We start from the raw sequence: 17,693 nt of genomic DNA, 5'->3' as shown, positions 1-17,693 counted from the left end.
TAAAGTCAATCAAATAAGTGTCCTGAAATGTTCGTTGTATTACCTAACTTTTGACCAACATTATTTCTTCGGGAGTCTGCCGTTTTCAAGCTGCGTAAAAGCCTCAACCTATACGGTAAAAAGGACTTACAAAAACTTGGAACAAGACACCCACCTGCGAGAGTGGCGGGATCAAAAGAAGGAACTAAGCGCGACGGCACCATTGGGACCCTTATAAAAATAGTCTCCTGCATAGCAGGGGGCTATTTTTATTTTAGGGTAGAAATGGGATTGTGCCCGTAAATGGTGAACTAATGAAATAGGGGAACAATTCCTTCGTAATTGTGCCCGTAAATGGAGAGTCGATGAAATAGAGGAACAACATTCCCCCCTCTAAAGCCACATAAGCTTTTCTTATATCCCTATAGAAATACTTGAATTTATGAACAAGTATGTTATATTTTTTATGGTAAAAAATAATAATAAGTCGAATTTAATTTTTGGAGGATTCACATGCTGCATCAATTTTCTCGTAATGAACTTGCGTTTGGTAAAGAAGGTCTTGAAATAATGAAAAACACGACAGTTGCAATCTTAGGCATTGGCGGTGTCGGCACATTTGCAGCTGAAGCGCTCGCCCGCTCTGGTGTTGGTCGTTTGATATTAGTCGATAAAGATGTAGTTGATATTACCAATGTTAACCGCCAGCTAATTGCCCTTCTTTCTACTATCGGACAGCCTAAAGCAGATCTGATGAAAGAGCGCATTAAAGATATAAACCCAGATTGTGAAGTTATCGCTTTAAAAATGTTTTACACAGAAGAGACGTATGAAGAATTTTTTAAATATGGCTTGGATTTTGTTGTTGACGCTTCAGATACGATTATTTATAAAATTCACTTGATGAAAGAATGTCTAAAACGAAATATTCCGATCATCTCCAGCATGGGCGCGGCCAACAAAATGGACCCAACCCGCTTCAAAATTGCTGATATTTCGAAAACACATACAGACCCGATCGCTAAAGTAATCCGCACTAAGCTTCGTAAGGAAAGAATTCATAAAGGTATTCCTGTAGTCTTCTCGGATGAGAGCCCGATTGTCATTCGTGAGGATATCAAGAAAGAAGTGGGAAATGAGAATGCGCCGACTCGTAAGGGGCAAATGCCACCAGCCTCAAATGCCTTCGTACCGTCTGCCTGTGGATTAATTATGGCAAGCTATGTTGTTCGAGAATTACTTTCGGATATTAAAATCAACCGCGTTGCTGATGGAAAATAGGTGTTAACCCCGAACGGAAATGTTTGGGGTTCTTTTTTATTTAAATAAATTGGTAAATTTTATCTAAAATAAGTTACACTTGTTAAGAAAGAGAGGGGGGAATTTCTTGGAATCTATCGTGGTTATTAAAGATGTCACGAAAGTAATTAAAGGCAGAACGATCATAGATGATATCAGTTTTGAAGTTAATAAAGGTGAAGTTTTTGGATTTCTAGGCCCCAATGGAGCTGGCAAAACGACCACCATTCGAATGATTGTAGGCTTAATGGGCATCACATCAGGGGATATTACAATCGGTGGTTTCAGCATTAAAACCAAGTTCGAAGATGCCGTGCAACATGTCGGAGCCATCGTTGAAAACCCGGAAATGTACAAATTTTTAAGCGGATATCAAAACCTAGTCCACTACGCAAGAATGGTTAAAGGGATATCAAGGGAAAAAATTAATGAAACCGTTAAGCTAGTCGGACTATCGGACCGGATTCATGATAAGGTAAAAACCTACTCTCTAGGGATGCGGCAAAGATTAGGCTTGGCTCAATGTCTGTTGCATGATCCGAAAGTGTTGATTTTGGACGAGCCAACAAATGGACTGGACCCTGCAGGTATTAGAGAAATACGTGATTATATCCGTCTTCTTGCCCGTGAAAAGGGAATGGCTGTGATTGTCTCCAGCCATATCCTGTCAGAGATGGAAATGATGTGTGATCGAATCGGAATTATTCAAGAAGGCAGACTGATTGATGTCCAATTGGTCCAGGAATTTGTCCATGGGAATACGGCTAGCTTTGAGTTTGAAATTATTCCTAGTGAAAAGGCAATGACCCTTTTGAAAACCAACTATCCGACAATCGCAGCAACCCATTCACGAAACGGTATAACAATAGAAGTTCCCAAAAAAGAAGTACCTGCTATCGTAAAAATGTTTGTAGAAGAGGATATCCAACTATTTGGAATCAGAGAGGTTACCAAAACATTAGAGGACCGCTTCCTTGAAGTAACATCGGATAAGGGGGCTTTAAAACATGATTAATTTGATTCGGAATGAGTTAATGAAAATTTTCAGGAGACCTGGTACATATGTAATGATTGCTATTTTATTGGTCATTGTCTCAGTTACTGGTGTTTTCATGAAGTATAACTTGGTTGAAGATGAACCAAATGTAACAGAGGACTGGAAACCGGTCCTGCAACAGGAAAATGAAGCATTGAAAAAGCAGCTAGAGTCAAGTCAGTTTAAGACAGAACAAGAATATTATAAAAAACAGATAGAGATAAATGAATATAGAATTGAACATGATATTCCTTTTAGGGAAAAGTATCATTTATGGTCGTTTGTCAAAGACAATTCAGAGCTTATTTTATTAGCTGGATTATTTACAATAGTGATATCCGCCGGTATCGTCGCCAGCGAATTTTCATGGGGTACAATTAAACTGCTTCTTATTCGTCCGATCAATCGAAGTAAAATCTTGTTATCCAAGTATTTAACTGTATTGATATTCGCATTGTTTATGGTGAGCATTCTATTTGTTTTTTCAGCACTCCTTGGCGCTTTTCTATTTGGTATCCCAGACCAAGCGGTACCCTATTTAAATTACTTTAATGGAAAAATAACAGAGCAGCATATTGTCGTCCACCTCATCATTTATTATGGGTTAGGATCGATTGAAATGATGATGCTCACAACCATGGCTTTTATGATTTCTACTGTTTTTAGAAATAGCTCACTGGCTATTGGTATTTCGTTATTCTTAATGTTTACTGGCAGTCAATTTACGGCCCTGATATCGATGAAGTTTGATTGGGCAAAATATATTTTGTTTGCAAATACGAACTTAATGCAATATATCGAGGGAACCCCTCTTCTAGTGGGGATGACGATGTCTTTCTCTATTTTCATGTTACTGATATACTTCGTGATCTTTCAACTTTTGGCTTTTTATGTCTTTAATAAGCGGGATATTTCAGCATAAGAAAAAATTAGCGGGATATTGCCGCATAAGAAAAAAATAAGCGGAGATTTTCCGGTTAAATGCAGAATGGAGCGCATTTTGGGGTAAATAAGCGGAGGTTTTCCGGTTATGCAAAGCAAAATCTCTCATTTTTGAATTTTTCGAGTAGATAGGCGGAATCTCTCCGCCTATTTAAGCCTTTTTCAATAAAAAAAACTAATTAAGCGGAATTCTTCCGTCTATTCTGGGCTCGGGTGCTTAACCCTGAACCCCCACTCAATAAGTGCGTACCCGCTAGATGCGGGAATCAACAGCTTTTTATCGACCAGCATATAGAAATCAAAAACGGCACCGAAAATTAAACCTCTGGGAGGCCCCGGAGGTTATTTTTTTCGTAGAAGTTTTTCATAAACGCTTGCTAATGCCTGTTCAAATTTACCGGTTTTCTTCGGCTGATAATACTGTTTGTTTTTTAATTTATTCGGCAGATATTGTTGTGGAACCCAGCCGGACTCGTAATCATGCGGATACAAATAGCCGATTCCTCTTCCAAGCTCTTTGGCACCTTTATAATGGGCGTCGCGTAAATGATCTGGAACCTCGCCGATGATTCCTTTTTGGATATCTGCAATGGCATCACCTATAGCGATTACAGCAGAATTGGATTTTGGTGACAAACAAAGCTCTATCACAGCGTTTGCAAGCGGAATTCTAGCTTCAGGGAAACCAATTCTTTCAGATGTCTCAATGGCAGCTAATGTCCTTGCACCTGCCTGTGGACTAGCAAGGCCAATATCTTCGTAGGCAATAACGAGTAGCCGTCTGCTGATACTTTGAAGATCACCTGCTTCGATTAATCTTCCGAGATAATGGAGGGCCGCATTTACGTCACTACCTCGGATCGATTTTTGAAAGGCAGATAGGACATCATAATGCCCGTCACCATCTTTATCAGAACCAAAACTTTTTTTCTGCATGCATTCTTCTGCAGTTTCCAAATTAATATGGATGACTTGCTCCTCATCCTTTTCAGTGGAAAGGACAGCAAGTTCAAGTGCATTTAAAGAACTGCGGACATCACCATTTGAGGCGGTAGCAAAATGAATTAGTGCATCTTCGGAAATAGTAATCTTGAGCTTTCCGAAGCCACGCTCTTCATCTTCGATAGCGTGGATTAGTGCTAGTTTTATTTCTTCAGGAATTAACGGTTTGAGTTCGAAAATTTGACACCGGCTGCGAATCGCGGGATTAATCGCATGATATGGATTACTTGTGGTTGCTCCAATTAAGGTAATTAAACCATTTTCTAAAAATGGTAATAAAAAATCTTGTTTTCCTTTATCAAGTCGATGGACCTCATCCAAGAGTAAAATTACCTTTCCGGACATTTTTGCTTCTGCAGCGACGATTTCCATGTCTTTTTTATTATTTGTGACTGCATTAAGGGTCCGAAATGCATATTTCGTACTTCCGGCAATCGCACTCGCAATGGAAGTTTTACCAATTCCCGGTGGTCCATATAAAATCATTGATGTCAGTTGTTTAGCTTTCACCATTCGGGCAATAATTTTATCATCGGCCACAAGGTGCTGCTGCCCAACAACTTCTTCAATTGTCCTAGGGCGCATCCGAAATGCTAGCGGCTTTTGTTGCATTACACATCGCTCCAACTAAATAGATTCTATTTAACTCTACCATTTTCTAATGGAAAAGCATATTAAAGTACAATATGATATAATTGCTAATGCCTATCAAATTACTTGTATTTAAATGAAAAAATTAATAATAGAGGTGTACAGGAATGAGAATTTCAACAAAAGGACGCTATGGATTAACGATTATGATTGAATTGGCTAAAAACCAAGGTGAGGGACCGACATCCTTAAAATCAATTGCACAAGCAAACGAATTATCTGAACATTATCTGGAACAGCTCATTGCTCCATTAAGAAATGCTGGCTTAGTAAAAAGTATCCGCGGGGCTTACGGTGGATATATACTAGCAGAAGTTCCATCCAAAATTACTGCTGGTGATGTAATTCGCGTGTTAGAAGGACCCATTACTTTGGTAGAAGGAATTGAGGATGAGGGGCCGGCTCAAAGGGAACTATGGATTCGTATTCGTGATGCGATTAAATCTGTTCTCGACAATACTACCCTTGAAGATTTAGCTAATAATAGCGATGGTACTGAAAACGACGGTTATATGTTTTATATTTAAGGTGAAAAATAGATAGAGTGAATTATTTTGATTGAAGGTGGAACGATGGAAAGAATCTATCTCGACCATGCTGCGACAACACCGATGAATCCCGGGGTTATCGAAAAAATGATGGAAGTGATGAACCATAACTTTGGTAACCCATCTAGCATACATTCGTTTGGAAGAGAAGCACGGCATTATATTGACAATGCACGAGAAACTTTGGCAAGAAGTATTGGCGCGAAGGAAAATGAAATTATTTTTACAAGCGGCGGTACTGAAGCAGATAATATGGCTTTATTTGGTGTGGCTGAAAGTAATCATAAAAAAGGGAAGCATATTATTACGACATCAGTAGAACACCATGCCGTACTGCACGCCTGCCAACGATTAGAGAAAATGGGATTTGAGGTAACATATTTGCAAGTGGATGAGTCGGGAGAAATTTCACTTGATGAACTCCAGAAGGCATTAAGAGAAGATACGATATTGGTTTCAATCATGTATGGAAATAATGAAGTAGGAACTATCCAGCCAATTAAGGAAATTGGCGAACTTTTAAAAGCCCACCAATCATTGTTTCACACTGACGCTGTTCAGGCTTATGGGATCGAAGAAATCAATGTAAATGAACTCCAGGTGGATTTATTGTCTGTTTCCGCTCATAAAATTGGTGGCCCAAAGGGAACTGGTTTTTTATATGTACGAGACAAAGTTAAATTAGTACCTCGTGCCTATGGTGGTGAGCAGGAGCGGAAAAGACGAGCAGGAACGGAAAACGTTGCTGCCATCGTTGGTTTTCAAGAAGCTATAAAAATTGCATCCCAAGAACGGTCAGCAAAACGGGAAATGTATCAGGAATTTAAGAAAACCTTTATTCAGCAGCTCTCGGAACATGATATCGAGTTTTCCATAAACGGAATGCTTGAAAATTCATTACCTCATGTATTAAACTTAAGCTTTCCAGGAACAAACGTAGAGGCGATGCTGGTCAATCTTGATTTAGCTGGAATTGCTGTTTCTAGTGGATCTGCTTGCACCGCTGGTTCGATTGAACCGTCACACGTCCTGGTTGCCATGTATGGTAAAGAATCAGAGCGGTTGATCAATTCTATCCGTTTCAGCTTTGGCTTTAACACTACTGAAGAACAAATCATTAAAACGGCTGAAGAAACGGCGAAAATTGTGTCGCGTCTGAGAAAATAGATGTAGAGATTTTTCGGTAAAGAGAGGTGAGAAACATGGAAAGAAAGGATCCAAAAGATATACGAGTGGTGGTTGGGATGTCTGGGGGCGTTGACTCTTCTGTTGCAGCTCTGCTGTTAAAACAGCAAGGATATGATGTTATCGGAATCTTTATGAAAAACTGGGATGATACGGATGATGCTGGTTTTTGTACAGCAACAGAGGATTACAATGATGTCATTCGTGTCTGCAATCAAATTGGTATTCCTTATTATGCCGTTAATTTTGAAAAACAGTATTGGGACAAGGTATTTACCTACTTTTTAGATGAATATAAGGCCGGTCGGACGCCAAACCCAGATGTTATGTGTAATAAAGAAATTAAATTTAAAGCTTTCTTGGAGCATGCGGTAAAATTAGGGGCTGATTATCTTGCCACAGGTCACTATGCTCAAGTCGAATATCGTGACGGCGAATACAAAATGCTACGTGGTAAAGATGAGAATAAGGACCAAACCTATTTCCTTAATCAATTATCTCAAGATCAGCTAAGTAAAGTTATGTTTCCAATTGGAAATCTTGAAAAACCTAGGGTACGTGAAATTGCTAAGGAAGCAAACCTGGCCACTGCAACGAAAAAAGACAGTACAGGAATTTGCTTTATAGGCGAGCGTAACTTTAAAGAATTCCTTGGCCAATACCTGCCAGCTCAACCAGGAAATATGGAAACCATGGATGGTGAGGTGAAAGGCAAGCATGAAGGCTTGATGTATCATACTATCGGCCAACGCCATGGTTTAGGAATCGGCGGTTCAGGTGAGCCTTGGTTTGCGATTGGGAAAGATTTAAAAAGAAATATCCTTTATGTCGGTCAAGGTTTTCATAATGAAAAACTGTATTCTGACTCTATCATTGCTGACGCTGTTAGCTGGGTTTCAAATCGGGAAAAACCTGCAGAGTTTTCGTGTACGGCTAAATTCAGGTATCGTCAAGAAGATAGCAAAGTTACTGTCCAGCTTACGGAAGGTAATAAAGTCAAAGTTATCTTTGATGAACCTATTCGTGCAGTAACCCCGGGTCAGGCTGTTGTATTTTACGATGGTGATGAATGCCTTGGCGGCGGAACCATCGATGAAGTTTATAAAGATGGACAACGATTGACGTATGTTGGCTAAAAATTGGCCCTGATTCCAGCTGGAATCGGGGCTTTTTTGGTGGCAAACTAGTTCATATATAATAATTTTTGAGTTTTGAACATTTTTCGAGGGGTTTTGTACATTTTCAGCTGCTTTTGTACACTTTTTGATAGGTTTTGTACATTTATCCAAAATTTCCCAAAGAGACACCCGAAATGATACCGAATAATATTCCAAAACTCACTGAAAATTTACTAGTATATGGTATACTCTAAAATTAGAACGGAGTGATTACTACGATGGATAAAAACCAATTAGGTGTTCAATACATGCAAGAAGGCAAGTGGGAAGAGGCCGCGAAGCTTTTTAATGAGGTAATCGAAGAAAACCCGACCGATCCTATTGCGTACATAAATTTCGGGAACGTGCTATCCGCAGTCGGAGACGATGAAAAAGCTTTGAAATTTTACGAAAAGGCTATTCAGTTGGACGAAAATACTGCAGCTGCATACTACAGTGCGGGTAATATATATTTCAGTAACGATCAATTTGAACAAGCTAACAAAATGTTTGAAATGGCCATGAAAAAAGGGCTGCACTCTAGTGATAATTATTTCATGTTGGGTCTAACTCTTGTACAGCTGGGCCAAGGGAAATTTGCACTTCCCTATTTACAAAGAAGCGTTGAGCTTAATGAAGAGGACGTAGAAGCATGTTTTCAGTATGGTTTATGTCTGGCACAGTTAGAGTTAATTGATGAGGCGATTGTTCAATTAGAAAAATGCGTTGAGTTAGATGATCAACATGCTGACGCCTATTATAATCTAGGTGTATCCTATGCCTTTAAAGAGAATGGAGCTAAAGCATTAGCTATGTTTAATAAGGCACTTGAAATTCAACCCGACCATCTTTTAGCAGGTCATGCTAAAAAGTTGATTGAGGCAGCAAACTAAACCCGCCATTAACTTCAGAAAGGAGGAAGCACTCATGGACAAGCAAAGCTCGCTTGATTTATTTGCCGAGCAAGGTAAATTCGTAAAAGGGAAACACCTTGTTACGATTTTTCATAATGAGCAAAATCTGTACACCGTATTAAGAATTCGTGTGGAAGAGACGAATCATACATATGAGGATAAGGAAGCCGTAATCACCGGCTATTTTCCGAAGATTCATGAACATGAAACCTATATATTCTTTGGTGAGTTTAAGGATCATCCGAAGTTTGGCATGCAATTTCAAACGAAGCATTTTCGTAAAGATATTCCCCAAACAAAGCAAGGTGTGGCGGCTTATTTATCAAGTGAGATGTTCAAGGGGATTGGTAAGAAGACCGCTGAGAATATTGTTGAAACATTAGGAGAAAATGCGATAACCAAGATATTGAATCAGCCCTCCTTACTTGATACGGTTCCCAAGCTTCCTCCTGATAAAGCGAAAATGCTCTATGACACCTTAATGGAACATCAAGGTCTCGAACAGGTTATGGTTGCTTTAAATCAATATGGTTTTGGACCGCAGCTTTCAATGAAAATGTATCAGACATACAAGGATGAGACCCTTAATATTATCCAAAAGAACCCCTATCAACTCGTTGAGGATATTGAAGGGATCGGTTTTGGCCGGGCAGATGAGCTCGGCTATCAACTGGGGATTTCTGGAAATCATCCAGAACGGATAAAGGCAGCCTGTCTTTATTCGCTCGAGAACGAAAGCATGCAGGCTGGCCATGTTTATGTACACAGTGAGGATTTGCTTGTACAAGTTAAAAATCTTTTAGAAGAAAATAAACGTGATCAAATTGAATTTACTGATATCGCAGCCGAGATAGTAAAACTTGAGGAAGAGGGAAAATTAGTTGGTGAAGAAAAACGTGTGTATGTGCCTTCGTTATACTTTGCAGAAAAAGGACTTGTAACGAGTATAAACAAAATCCTTAAACAAACAGAATATAACGAGCAATTTCCCGAATCTGAATTTTTACTTGCGTTAGGAAATCTTGAGGAACGAATAAACGTTCAATATGCACCTACTCAAAGAGAAGCCATTCAAACGGCCCTTATGTCGCCGATGTTAATTTTAACAGGGGGGCCAGGAACGGGTAAAACCACTGTCATAAAAGGAATTGTTGAGTTATATGCCGAATTGCACGGTTGTTCACTAGAACTCAAGGACTACCATAAAAAGGATGAACCCTTTCCTTTTTTACTTGCCGCTCCTACAGGCAGAGCTGCAAAACGAATGAGTGAATCGACAGGATTACCTGCGGTTACGATACACCGCTTGCTGGGCTTTAATGGAACCGAAAGCATTGATCATGACGAGGCAAGTACTCTTGAAGGAAAAATCCTGATTGTAGATGAGACCTCAATGCTTGATATATGGTTAGCGAATCAATTGTTCAAAGCATTGCCTGATTCTATTCAGGTCATTCTCGTTGGCGATGAGGACCAGCTGCCGTCTGTCGGACCTGGACAAGTTCTTAAGGATTTACTGGAATCAGAGGTAGTCCCAACAGTGAGATTAACCGATATCTACCGGCAGGCTGAAGGGTCTTCAATTATTGAATTGGCACATGACATAAAAAAGGGATATTTGCCAGCTAATGTGACGATGAAGCAGCCTGATCGATCATTTATTAAATGTACAGCAGCCCAAGTTCCACAGGTGATTGAAAAAGTCGCCCTTAGTGCCAAAAACAGAGGATATTCAGCAAAAGACATTCAAGTGCTGGCACCGATGTACAGAGGTCCAGCAGGGATTGACCGCTTAAACGTATTGTTACAAGAAATATTTAATCCCAACCCTGATGGCACCCGAAAGGAGCTAGCGTTTGGGGATGTGAAATATCGGATTGGTGACAAAGTGCTTCAGCTTGTCAATCAACCAGAAAGTAATGTTTTTAACGGCGATATTGGAGAAATTATTTCAATTATTTATGCAAAGGAAAATACGGAAAAACAAGATATGGTTTATGTTTCCTTCGAAGGAAATGAAGTTGAATATTCACGGCAGGACTTAAACCAAATTACGCATGCCTATTGTTGCTCTGTCCATAAATCACAGGGCAGTGAATTTCCTATTGTTATCCTGCCCATTACCAGGAGTTATTACCGAATGTTACAAAGAAACCTCATCTACACAGCCATTACAAGGAGTAAACAATCCTTGATCTTGTGCGGTGAAGAGGAAGCATTTAGGATGGGGGTTCAAAGGGCCGATGAAAAGAGTCGACAAACCACTTTAACCCAGAAGCTTCAGGAGATAATTTCGGTGAAAGAACTAGATGCAGAACTGGATGAAGAGCTTGATATTGAAATGACTTTATCGATAGAGGAAAAATTAATGCAGGTAAATCCAATGATTGGCATGGAAAACGTTACACCTTATGATTTTTTGTAATACTTAAAAATGAATAGTGATAATGATTAACATAACCGTGAAAAAGGACATTAAATCGTAATGATTTTGTTGTCCTTTTTTTTGTTGTTATAGGAGTTTTTGATTGAGTTTTCGTACCAATCCTACTTACATTTCAAATCCTGTTTTCGATAAATATTTATAATAAAGACTTCAAATAATAAGTTCATCAAAGAGGAGGAGCGTATCCAATGAAAAAAATATTGTTTATAACAAGTCTTTTATCGATTTTTTTATTCTCCTTTCAAGTAAATGACTATGCATATGCATTCACTAACAGTCGAGAAGAATATGAAAAAACAGGGCGTGTTATTTGGGAAATAAACACAAAGGAAAAGTTAGTTGCCCTTACCTTCGATGATGGGCCTCATCCTGTTTTCACTCCACAAATTCTTGATCTATTGGCAAAACATGATGCTAAAGCTACCTTTTTTGTAGCTGGCAATAAAGTAGTCAGATTTCCAGAAATTTTAAAAAGGGAAGTGCAAGAAGGACATGAAATTGCCAATCATACTTTCAACCATCCTTATGGAAAAATTACCTCTGCAAGACTGTCATCTGAATTAGGAGAGACAGACAAAATTATTAAGAAATTCACTGGTTTAAAACCGTCTCTCTACCGTCCTGTAGGAGGTTTTTATAATAATGTAATTATTAATACAGCTATAAAAAATGGAAAAGAGGTCGTTTTATGGTCATGGGATCAAGATTCTCGTGATTGGACAAATCCTCCAGCAAGTCAAATTTGCAGTTATATAAAAAAAGGAATAAAGCCAGGGAATATCATTTTATTTCATGATTGGCATGGTAGTGAATATTCTGAAACCTGTTCTACTGTTAAAGCATTAGATAACATTTTAGACTTTTTAGACAAAAACGGGTATAAATGTGTAACTGTATCTGAAATGCTCTACCGTTCTACACAAATGATGTCAGAACCTTTTGGGATTTATCCTTCAAAGAAAGAAAAAACTTCTCACATTGATTTAGTGTTTTAAATGCATTATGTTGGAGGCCTTGGGAAATAAAGGGTTAAATCCAATCTACAATGGAAAACCTTACACCTAATGATTTCATGTAAATTAGCCGAAACTATAAATGTTCACAGGAGGTGGGACACTCTTTTGCGAACATTTTCTTTATTAAAAGGGCAGCCGGTCTTTGCGTCAAACACTGGCGCAAAAATTGCAGAAGTCACTGACTTGTGTATCACGAATGAAGGGGTCGTTAAAGGCCTCTTGGTTAAGAAAGGCGTTTTTTTCAAGCAAGCCTATTTTCTGGATATTAAAGATGTGGCATCATTTGGCGGTGATGGGGTTATTATTGAAAATGATAATTTCCTGGAGAGACTTAAAACAAATCCAGAATATACCCTGCACCACCAACACTCTCTAAACGGAAAAATGCTACTATCCAAAAGCGGAGAGTCACTTGGTTTATTGGAGGATGTATATTTTCATGAAGAATTGGGAACAATCATAGGGTACGAAATTACGGATGGTTTCTTTTCGGACATTACAGAAGGGAAACAGATAGTAAAATCCGATAAGCCCCCTGCGATCGGAAAGGATGCCATCATCGTAGACGTAAACCATACGTGAGGTGTCTTTCATGTTAAAGTGTCCCAATTGTCAGAGCAAGGATATCGGCAAAATCGGAATAAACCAATATTATTGCTGGAATTGTTTTATTGAATTGTCTCTTGCCAAAGGTATTATTAATACCCATCAAGTCGAAGAAGATGGCACACTTAGTTCCTTAGATGACTTGTTTGAAGAAGAAGAGCGTCGGTACACCATTTAAAGTAAAGCGCCTTGAATTAGGGAAAAAAGCAGTTCATTTTTTCCTAGGCGCTTCAGCTAGAGGTAGTCAAAGTTTTAGAACTGCAAACTACTCAAAGAGGTGAGACGTATGAATAAAGTAATGACTTCGGTTGTAGCATTTGGTGTTGGGATGGCGGCATATAATATTGCCCAGAGAAACAACATGATGTCTGGCCGTCAAATGAAACGAATGCAAAGGAAAGTAAAGCGAGCTTTATTCTAGAAATCACTCCCCCTCAACATGAGGGGGATTTTTATTAATGTATAAATCCGCTAGTAGTCTCTAAAAATAATGGTAATAAGGAGGCATGTAACGGTGGATATTCAGGTTAAATGGTTTTATCGAATCGGATTTTTGCTCCTTTTACTTATTGCCATTTACATGTTTTTAAAAATTCGATTTGTTTGGTTACCAATCGTAAAAATGGCACTAATTATCATGCTCCCCTTTTTTATTGGAGCGTTTATCACCTATTTACTTCATCCAATTGTAGAAAAATTACATGAAAAAGGATTACATAGAGGTGTCGCAGTATTTTCTATTTATTTTCTTTTTTTTGGCGGCATTGGCTTTGGTCTATACAAAGGTATCCCAGTGTTTATTTCACAAGTAAAAGAACTTGCAGAGAGTGCTCCAATTCTAGCCGAGCAATACCGGAATTGGATAAAAGCTCTCCAATCACATACACGTGAATGGCCAGACGGCCTTCAAGAGCAAATCAATGCAGGAATTATTGGATTCGAAAAAAAATTAGATGCCCTACTAACCAAAATCGTCGATTCCATGCTGCATTTTTTGAATTTTGCATTTGCCATTATGATTATTCCGTTTATTGCCTTTTACATGCTTAAGGATTTTTCGATCATGAAGAGAGCTGTGTGGTATCTTACTCCTAAAAAATGGCGGCGGAAGGGAACACGATTTCTTAGAGATATTGATGATTCACTTGGAAGTTATATTAGAGGCCAACTCCTTGTGTGTCTCATTATCGGTAGTCTTTCATCGCTTTTATTTTGGATTTTTCATCTGAAATATCCCTTATTATTAGGCCTGATCATTGGGGTCACAAATGTTATTCCCTATTTTGGTCCGATTATTGGGGCTGTCCCAGCAGTGATTATTGCTGCAACAGGATCTGTAAAATTAGTGATTATTACTATCGTAATCGTTTTTGGATTGCAATTTTTAGAAGGAAATATTTTGTCACCCTATATTGTTGGAAAAAGTCTACATATGCACCCGCTAATGATCATGGTTGCCTTAACGGCGGGAGGGGAAATTGGTGGGATTATGGGGATGATCGTAGCTGTACCCGTTCTTGTAGTCCTAAAAGTCAGCATCCTGCATGCTAAAAACCATTTCATCCGCAAAAAAGTGAATGATCAGGCACCATAACGCTGTTATCCAATTGACAAACGTTTTTTGTGTAGCTATAATCCCTTTATAGAATATTTTGGATTAACATGTTGAAGGACCCAGTACGTTGTAGTCCATCTTTAAGAGAGGAGCTTCCTTGGCTGTGAGAAGCTCTAGATGAAGGATAACAGAAAGCTAGTCCGGAGTGCAGCTAATCACTGCCGTTATTGCCGCGTTAAGGCATTTTTTGAGAGATGAACAAACTTGTTTCGATGTTCATAATCAGGGTGGTACCGCGAGGAGTGCTCTCGTCCCTGTTAGGGATGAGGGCTTTTTTGTGTTCTTTTTTAAATTAAAGGAGGTCTAAAAATGAAGTACTTAACAGGTTCGGAAATTCGTAGAATGTATTTAGATTTTTTTCAGGAAAAAGGGCATGCGGTTGAACCGAGTGCCCCGCTTGTTCCACATGATGATCCAACTTTATTGTGGATTAATAGTGGTGTTGCCACACTAAAAAAATATTTTGATGGACGAGTTATTCCAGAAAACCCAAGGATTACCAATGCTCAAAAATCAATTCGTACCAACGATATCGAAAATGTCGGCAAGACTGCACGTCATCATACTTTTTTCGAAATGCTTGGGAACTTTTCTATTGGTGAATATTTCAAAGAAGAAGCGATTGAGTGGGCTTGGGAATTCTTAACCGATAAAAAATGGATTGGCTGGGATCCAGAACAACTTTCCGTTACCATTCACCCGGAGGACCATGAAGCGTTTGAACTTTGGAATAAAAAGATTGGTATACCAGAGGAACGTATTATCCGTCTTGAAGGGAACTTCTGGGACATTGGTGAAGGCCCAAGCGGACCGAATACAGAAATCTTCTATGACCGCGGTCCAGAGTACGGAGATGATCCATCAGATCCAGAATTATATCCTGGCGGTGAGAATGAGCGTTATTTAGAAGTTTGGAATCTTGTGTTTTCACAGTTTAACCATAATCCGGACGGGACGTATACCCCACTGCCAAAGAAAAATATTGATACCGGAATGGGTCTAGAAAGAATGGCTTCCGTCGTTCAAAACGTGCCTACTAACTTTGATACGGATTTGTTCATTCCTATCATCAAAGCAACAGAAGAGATTTCTGGTGTGAAATATGGTGTTGAGAAAGAAAAGGATACTGCATTTAAAGTGATTGCCGACCACATTCGTACGGTTGCCTTTGCTGTTGGAGATGGAGCATTGCCTTCGAACGAAGGACGTGGGTATGTTTTACGCCGCTTACTTCGCCGGGCTGTCCGTTATGCAAAGCAAATCAATATCAGCCGTCCATTTATGTTTGAACTTGTTCCAGTGGTAGGAGAAATCATGGCTGATTTCTATCCGGAGGTAAAGGACAAGACAGAGTTTATTCAAAAAGTGATTAAGAATGAAGAAGAACGTTTCCATGAAACGTTACATGAAGGTTTGGCTATACTTGGCAATGTAATCAAAAAAGAGAAGGAAAAAGGCAGCAATACGATTTCTGGTAGTGATGTATTCCGTCTTTATGATACGTATGGGTTTCCGGTTGAATTAACAGAGGAATATGCAGAAGAAGAAGGCATGAAGCTGGACCATGTTGGGTTTGAAACGGAAATGGAATCGCAGCGGGAACGTGCTCGTGCCGCTCGTCATGATGTCGGCAGCATGCAGGTTCAAGGCGGAGTATTAGGTGACATTACAGTTGAAAGTCAGTTTGTTGGTTATGACCAGCTGCAAACGAGCTCAACTGTTGTGGCCATCATTAAAAATGGTGAACGAACTGAAGAAGCATTTAGTGGGGATGAGGTACAAATCATCCTTGATGTAACACCATTTTATGCTGAGAGCGGCGGACAAATTGCCGATCGCGGCATGATTTATGCCGAAGGAGTTGCAGTTGCCGTCAAGGATGTGCAAAAAGCTCCAAATGGTCAAAATCTTCATCGGGTCGTTGTCGAGTCTGGAATTTTAAAAACCGATGCAAAAGTGACAGCTACGGTTAATCAAGATAATCGTGTCCAAACGATAAAAAATCATACCGCTACTCACTTGCTTCATCAGGCATTGAAAGATGTATTGGGAACGCATGTAAACCAAGCAGGGTCACTAGTGGAACCAGATCGTCTCCGGTTTGATTTCTCACACTTTGGTCAAGTAAAACCAGAAGAACTAGAGGAAATTGAGAAAATCGTTAACGAGAAAATTTGGAAAAATATTGAAGTCGACATTAACTTAAAGCCAATTGCTGAAGCAAAAGCAATGGGGGCAATGGCTCTCTTTGGTGAAAAATATGGTGAGATTGTTCGGGTTGTAAAAGTCGGTGATTATAGCTTAGAGCTTTGCGGTGGCTGTCATGTACCAAATACATCTGTCATTGGACTGTTTAAAATTGTTTCTGAAGGCGGAATCGGAGCTGGCACAAGAAGAATTGAAGCCGTTACCGGCGAATCAGCTTATCAATTGATGAATGACCAAGTCGGGTTACTAAAGGATGCAGCCGGGACGTTGAAAACCAATCCTAAAGAAGTCGTTAACCGAATCGAAGCTTTAATGGCTGAAATCAAACAACTTCAACGGGAAAATGAATCGCTTGCGGCTAAATTAGGCAATATTGAAGCGGGTAACTTAGCCTCAAAAGCAAAGCAGATTGACGGTGTAACCGTAGTAGCGGCAAGGGTTCAAGCGTCTGATATGAATAACCTGCGAAATATGGCGGATGACTTGAAGCAAAAAGTCGGATCAGCTGTTATCCTTCTTGGAAGTGTAAATGAAGGTAAGGTCAATTTAATTGCTGCTGTGACGAAGGATTTAATTGATAAGGGTTACCATGCTGGTAAATTAATCAAAGAAGTGGCAACTCGATGTGGCGGAGGCGGCGGCGGCCGTCCAGATATGGCTCAGGCTGGTGGGAAAGATCCGGAAAAACTTGATTCTGCCCTGCAATTCGTAGACGAATGGGTAAAATCAATTTGATAATGAGACAAAGTAGTGTAAAATGTAGATAAAATAGGTAATAATGGTAGTTCTCTCCTCTACTAAAAATGCGAGGTGCATGAAATGAGCTCATTTGATAAAACGATGAGGTTTAATTTTCCTGAAGAGCCTTTTGAACATGATGTAAATGATGTTCTCCTTCAAGTTTATGAGGCCTTACAGGAAAAAGGGTATAACCCAATTAATCAAATCGTCGGATATTTACTTTCCGGAGATCCAGCTTATATCCCCCGTCATCGGGATGCTAGAAATATCATTCGTAAACTTGAGCGGGACGAAATTATTGAAGAATTAGTAAAATCCTATTTAAAACAACGACGTGAGGCTTAAGAA

General features: G+C 39.3%; 16 protein-coding genes, 1 other RNA gene and 1 other annotated feature. Of the genes, 16 read left to right on the top strand and 1 reads right to left on the bottom strand.

What is annotated here, in order from left to right; genetic code table 11:
• The first annotated feature begins 16 nt into the window (after positions 1-16).
• The 4 genes from ssrS (at position 17) to BLR86_RS04935 (ending at position 3,236) form a co-directional block, all read left to right on the top strand.
• Positions 17-213: non-coding RNA, 6S RNA (gene ssrS / locus BLR86_RS04950), on the top strand.
• Between the two features lie 279 nt (positions 214-492).
• Positions 493-1,260 (top strand): tRNA threonylcarbamoyladenosine dehydratase, encoded by a 768-nt coding sequence (locus tag BLR86_RS04945; protein WP_090758888.1) that lies wholly within the window; start codon positions 493-495, stop codon positions 1,258-1,260.
• Positions 1,261-1,366: 106 nt separating this feature from the next.
• Complete coding sequence (locus BLR86_RS04940) at positions 1,367-2,293, top strand: ABC transporter ATP-binding protein (protein ID WP_090758887.1); 927 nt, start codon at positions 1,367-1,369, stop codon at positions 2,291-2,293.
• A complete protein-coding gene (locus BLR86_RS04935; RefSeq protein WP_090758885.1) occupies positions 2,286-3,236 on the top strand; it encodes an ABC transporter permease in 951 nt (316 codons plus the stop codon). Before BLR86_RS04940 ends, BLR86_RS04935 begins: the two co-directional genes overlap by 8 nt.
• A 362-nt stretch (positions 3,237-3,598) precedes the next feature.
• Here the strand turns inward: BLR86_RS04935 and BLR86_RS04930 are convergent, their stop codons facing one another.
• Positions 3,599-4,870, bottom strand: a complete 1,272-nt coding sequence (locus BLR86_RS04930) for a replication-associated recombination protein A (RefSeq protein ID WP_090758883.1) — start codon at positions 4,868-4,870, stop codon at positions 3,599-3,601.
• A 146-nt stretch (positions 4,871-5,016) separates the two neighbouring features.
• On the opposite strand from BLR86_RS04930, the gene BLR86_RS04925 reads away from it, so the two are divergent.
• The 12 genes from BLR86_RS04925 (at position 5,017) to BLR86_RS04870 (ending at position 17,690) form a co-directional block, all read left to right on the top strand.
• Positions 5,017-5,436 carry a cysteine metabolism transcriptional regulator CymR gene (locus tag BLR86_RS04925; RefSeq protein ID WP_090758881.1) on the top strand — a complete coding sequence of 140 codons (420 nt, stop codon included), beginning with the start codon at positions 5,017-5,019 and terminating at the stop codon, positions 5,434-5,436.
• Positions 5,437-5,481: 45 nt separating this feature from the next.
• Positions 5,482-6,624, top strand: a complete 1,143-nt coding sequence (locus tag BLR86_RS04920) for a cysteine desulfurase family protein (RefSeq protein WP_090758879.1) — start codon at positions 5,482-5,484, stop codon at positions 6,622-6,624.
• A gap of 35 nt (positions 6,625-6,659) precedes the next feature.
• Positions 6,660-7,778: a tRNA 2-thiouridine(34) synthase MnmA gene (gene mnmA / locus BLR86_RS04915; protein WP_090758877.1), complete on the top strand. Its 1,119-nt coding sequence runs from the start codon at positions 6,660-6,662 to the stop codon at positions 7,776-7,778.
• 260 nt (positions 7,779-8,038) lie between these two features.
• Positions 8,039-8,692, top strand: coding sequence for a tetratricopeptide repeat protein (locus tag BLR86_RS04910; protein ID WP_090758875.1), 654 nt, complete (start codon positions 8,039-8,041; stop codon positions 8,690-8,692).
• Positions 8,693-8,726: 34 nt separating this feature from the next.
• Positions 8,727-11,138: an SF1B family DNA helicase RecD2 gene (locus tag BLR86_RS04905; RefSeq protein WP_090758873.1), complete on the top strand. Its 2,412-nt coding sequence runs from the start codon at positions 8,727-8,729 to the stop codon at positions 11,136-11,138.
• A gap of 209 nt (positions 11,139-11,347) precedes the next feature.
• The gene (locus tag BLR86_RS04900) at positions 11,348-12,154 is read left to right on the top strand and encodes a polysaccharide deacetylase family protein (RefSeq protein WP_090758871.1); all 807 of its coding nucleotides are present in this window, start codon (positions 11,348-11,350) and stop codon (positions 12,152-12,154) included.
• A 126-nt stretch (positions 12,155-12,280) separates the two neighbouring features.
• Entirely contained in the window at positions 12,281-12,757 is a 477-nt protein-coding gene (locus tag BLR86_RS04895) for a PRC-barrel domain-containing protein (RefSeq protein ID WP_090758869.1), read from the top strand.
• Between the two features lie 10 nt (positions 12,758-12,767).
• Positions 12,768-12,959 carry a hypothetical protein gene (locus tag BLR86_RS04890; RefSeq protein WP_090758867.1) on the top strand — a complete coding sequence of 64 codons (192 nt, stop codon included), beginning with the start codon at positions 12,768-12,770 and terminating at the stop codon, positions 12,957-12,959.
• A gap of 108 nt (positions 12,960-13,067) precedes the next feature.
• Positions 13,068-13,202 carry a YrzQ family protein gene (locus BLR86_RS04885; protein ID WP_082799354.1) on the top strand — a complete coding sequence of 45 codons (135 nt, stop codon included), beginning with the start codon at positions 13,068-13,070 and terminating at the stop codon, positions 13,200-13,202.
• 93 nt (positions 13,203-13,295) lie between these two features.
• Positions 13,296-14,375, top strand: a complete 1,080-nt coding sequence (locus tag BLR86_RS04880; RefSeq protein WP_090758864.1) for an AI-2E family transporter — start codon at positions 13,296-13,298, stop codon at positions 14,373-14,375.
• Between the two features lie 62 nt (positions 14,376-14,437).
• Positions 14,438-14,655: a binding site (T-box leader), on the top strand.
• A 50-nt stretch (positions 14,656-14,705) separates the two neighbouring features.
• Entirely contained in the window at positions 14,706-17,339 is a 2,634-nt protein-coding gene (gene alaS, locus BLR86_RS04875) for an alanine--tRNA ligase (protein WP_090758862.1), read from the top strand.
• Between the two features lie 84 nt (positions 17,340-17,423).
• A complete protein-coding gene (locus BLR86_RS04870) occupies positions 17,424-17,690 on the top strand; it encodes an IreB family regulatory phosphoprotein (protein ID WP_090758860.1) in 267 nt (88 codons plus the stop codon).
• Positions 17,691-17,693 lie beyond the last annotated feature (3 nt).

The organism is Bacillus sp. OK048 (assembly GCF_900103525.1).
Classification (GTDB): Bacteria; Bacillota; Bacilli; order Bacillales; family Cytobacillaceae; genus Neobacillus.
Note: the sequence above shows the minus strand (reverse complement) of the source record. Positions and strands in the feature narration are given on the sequence as shown.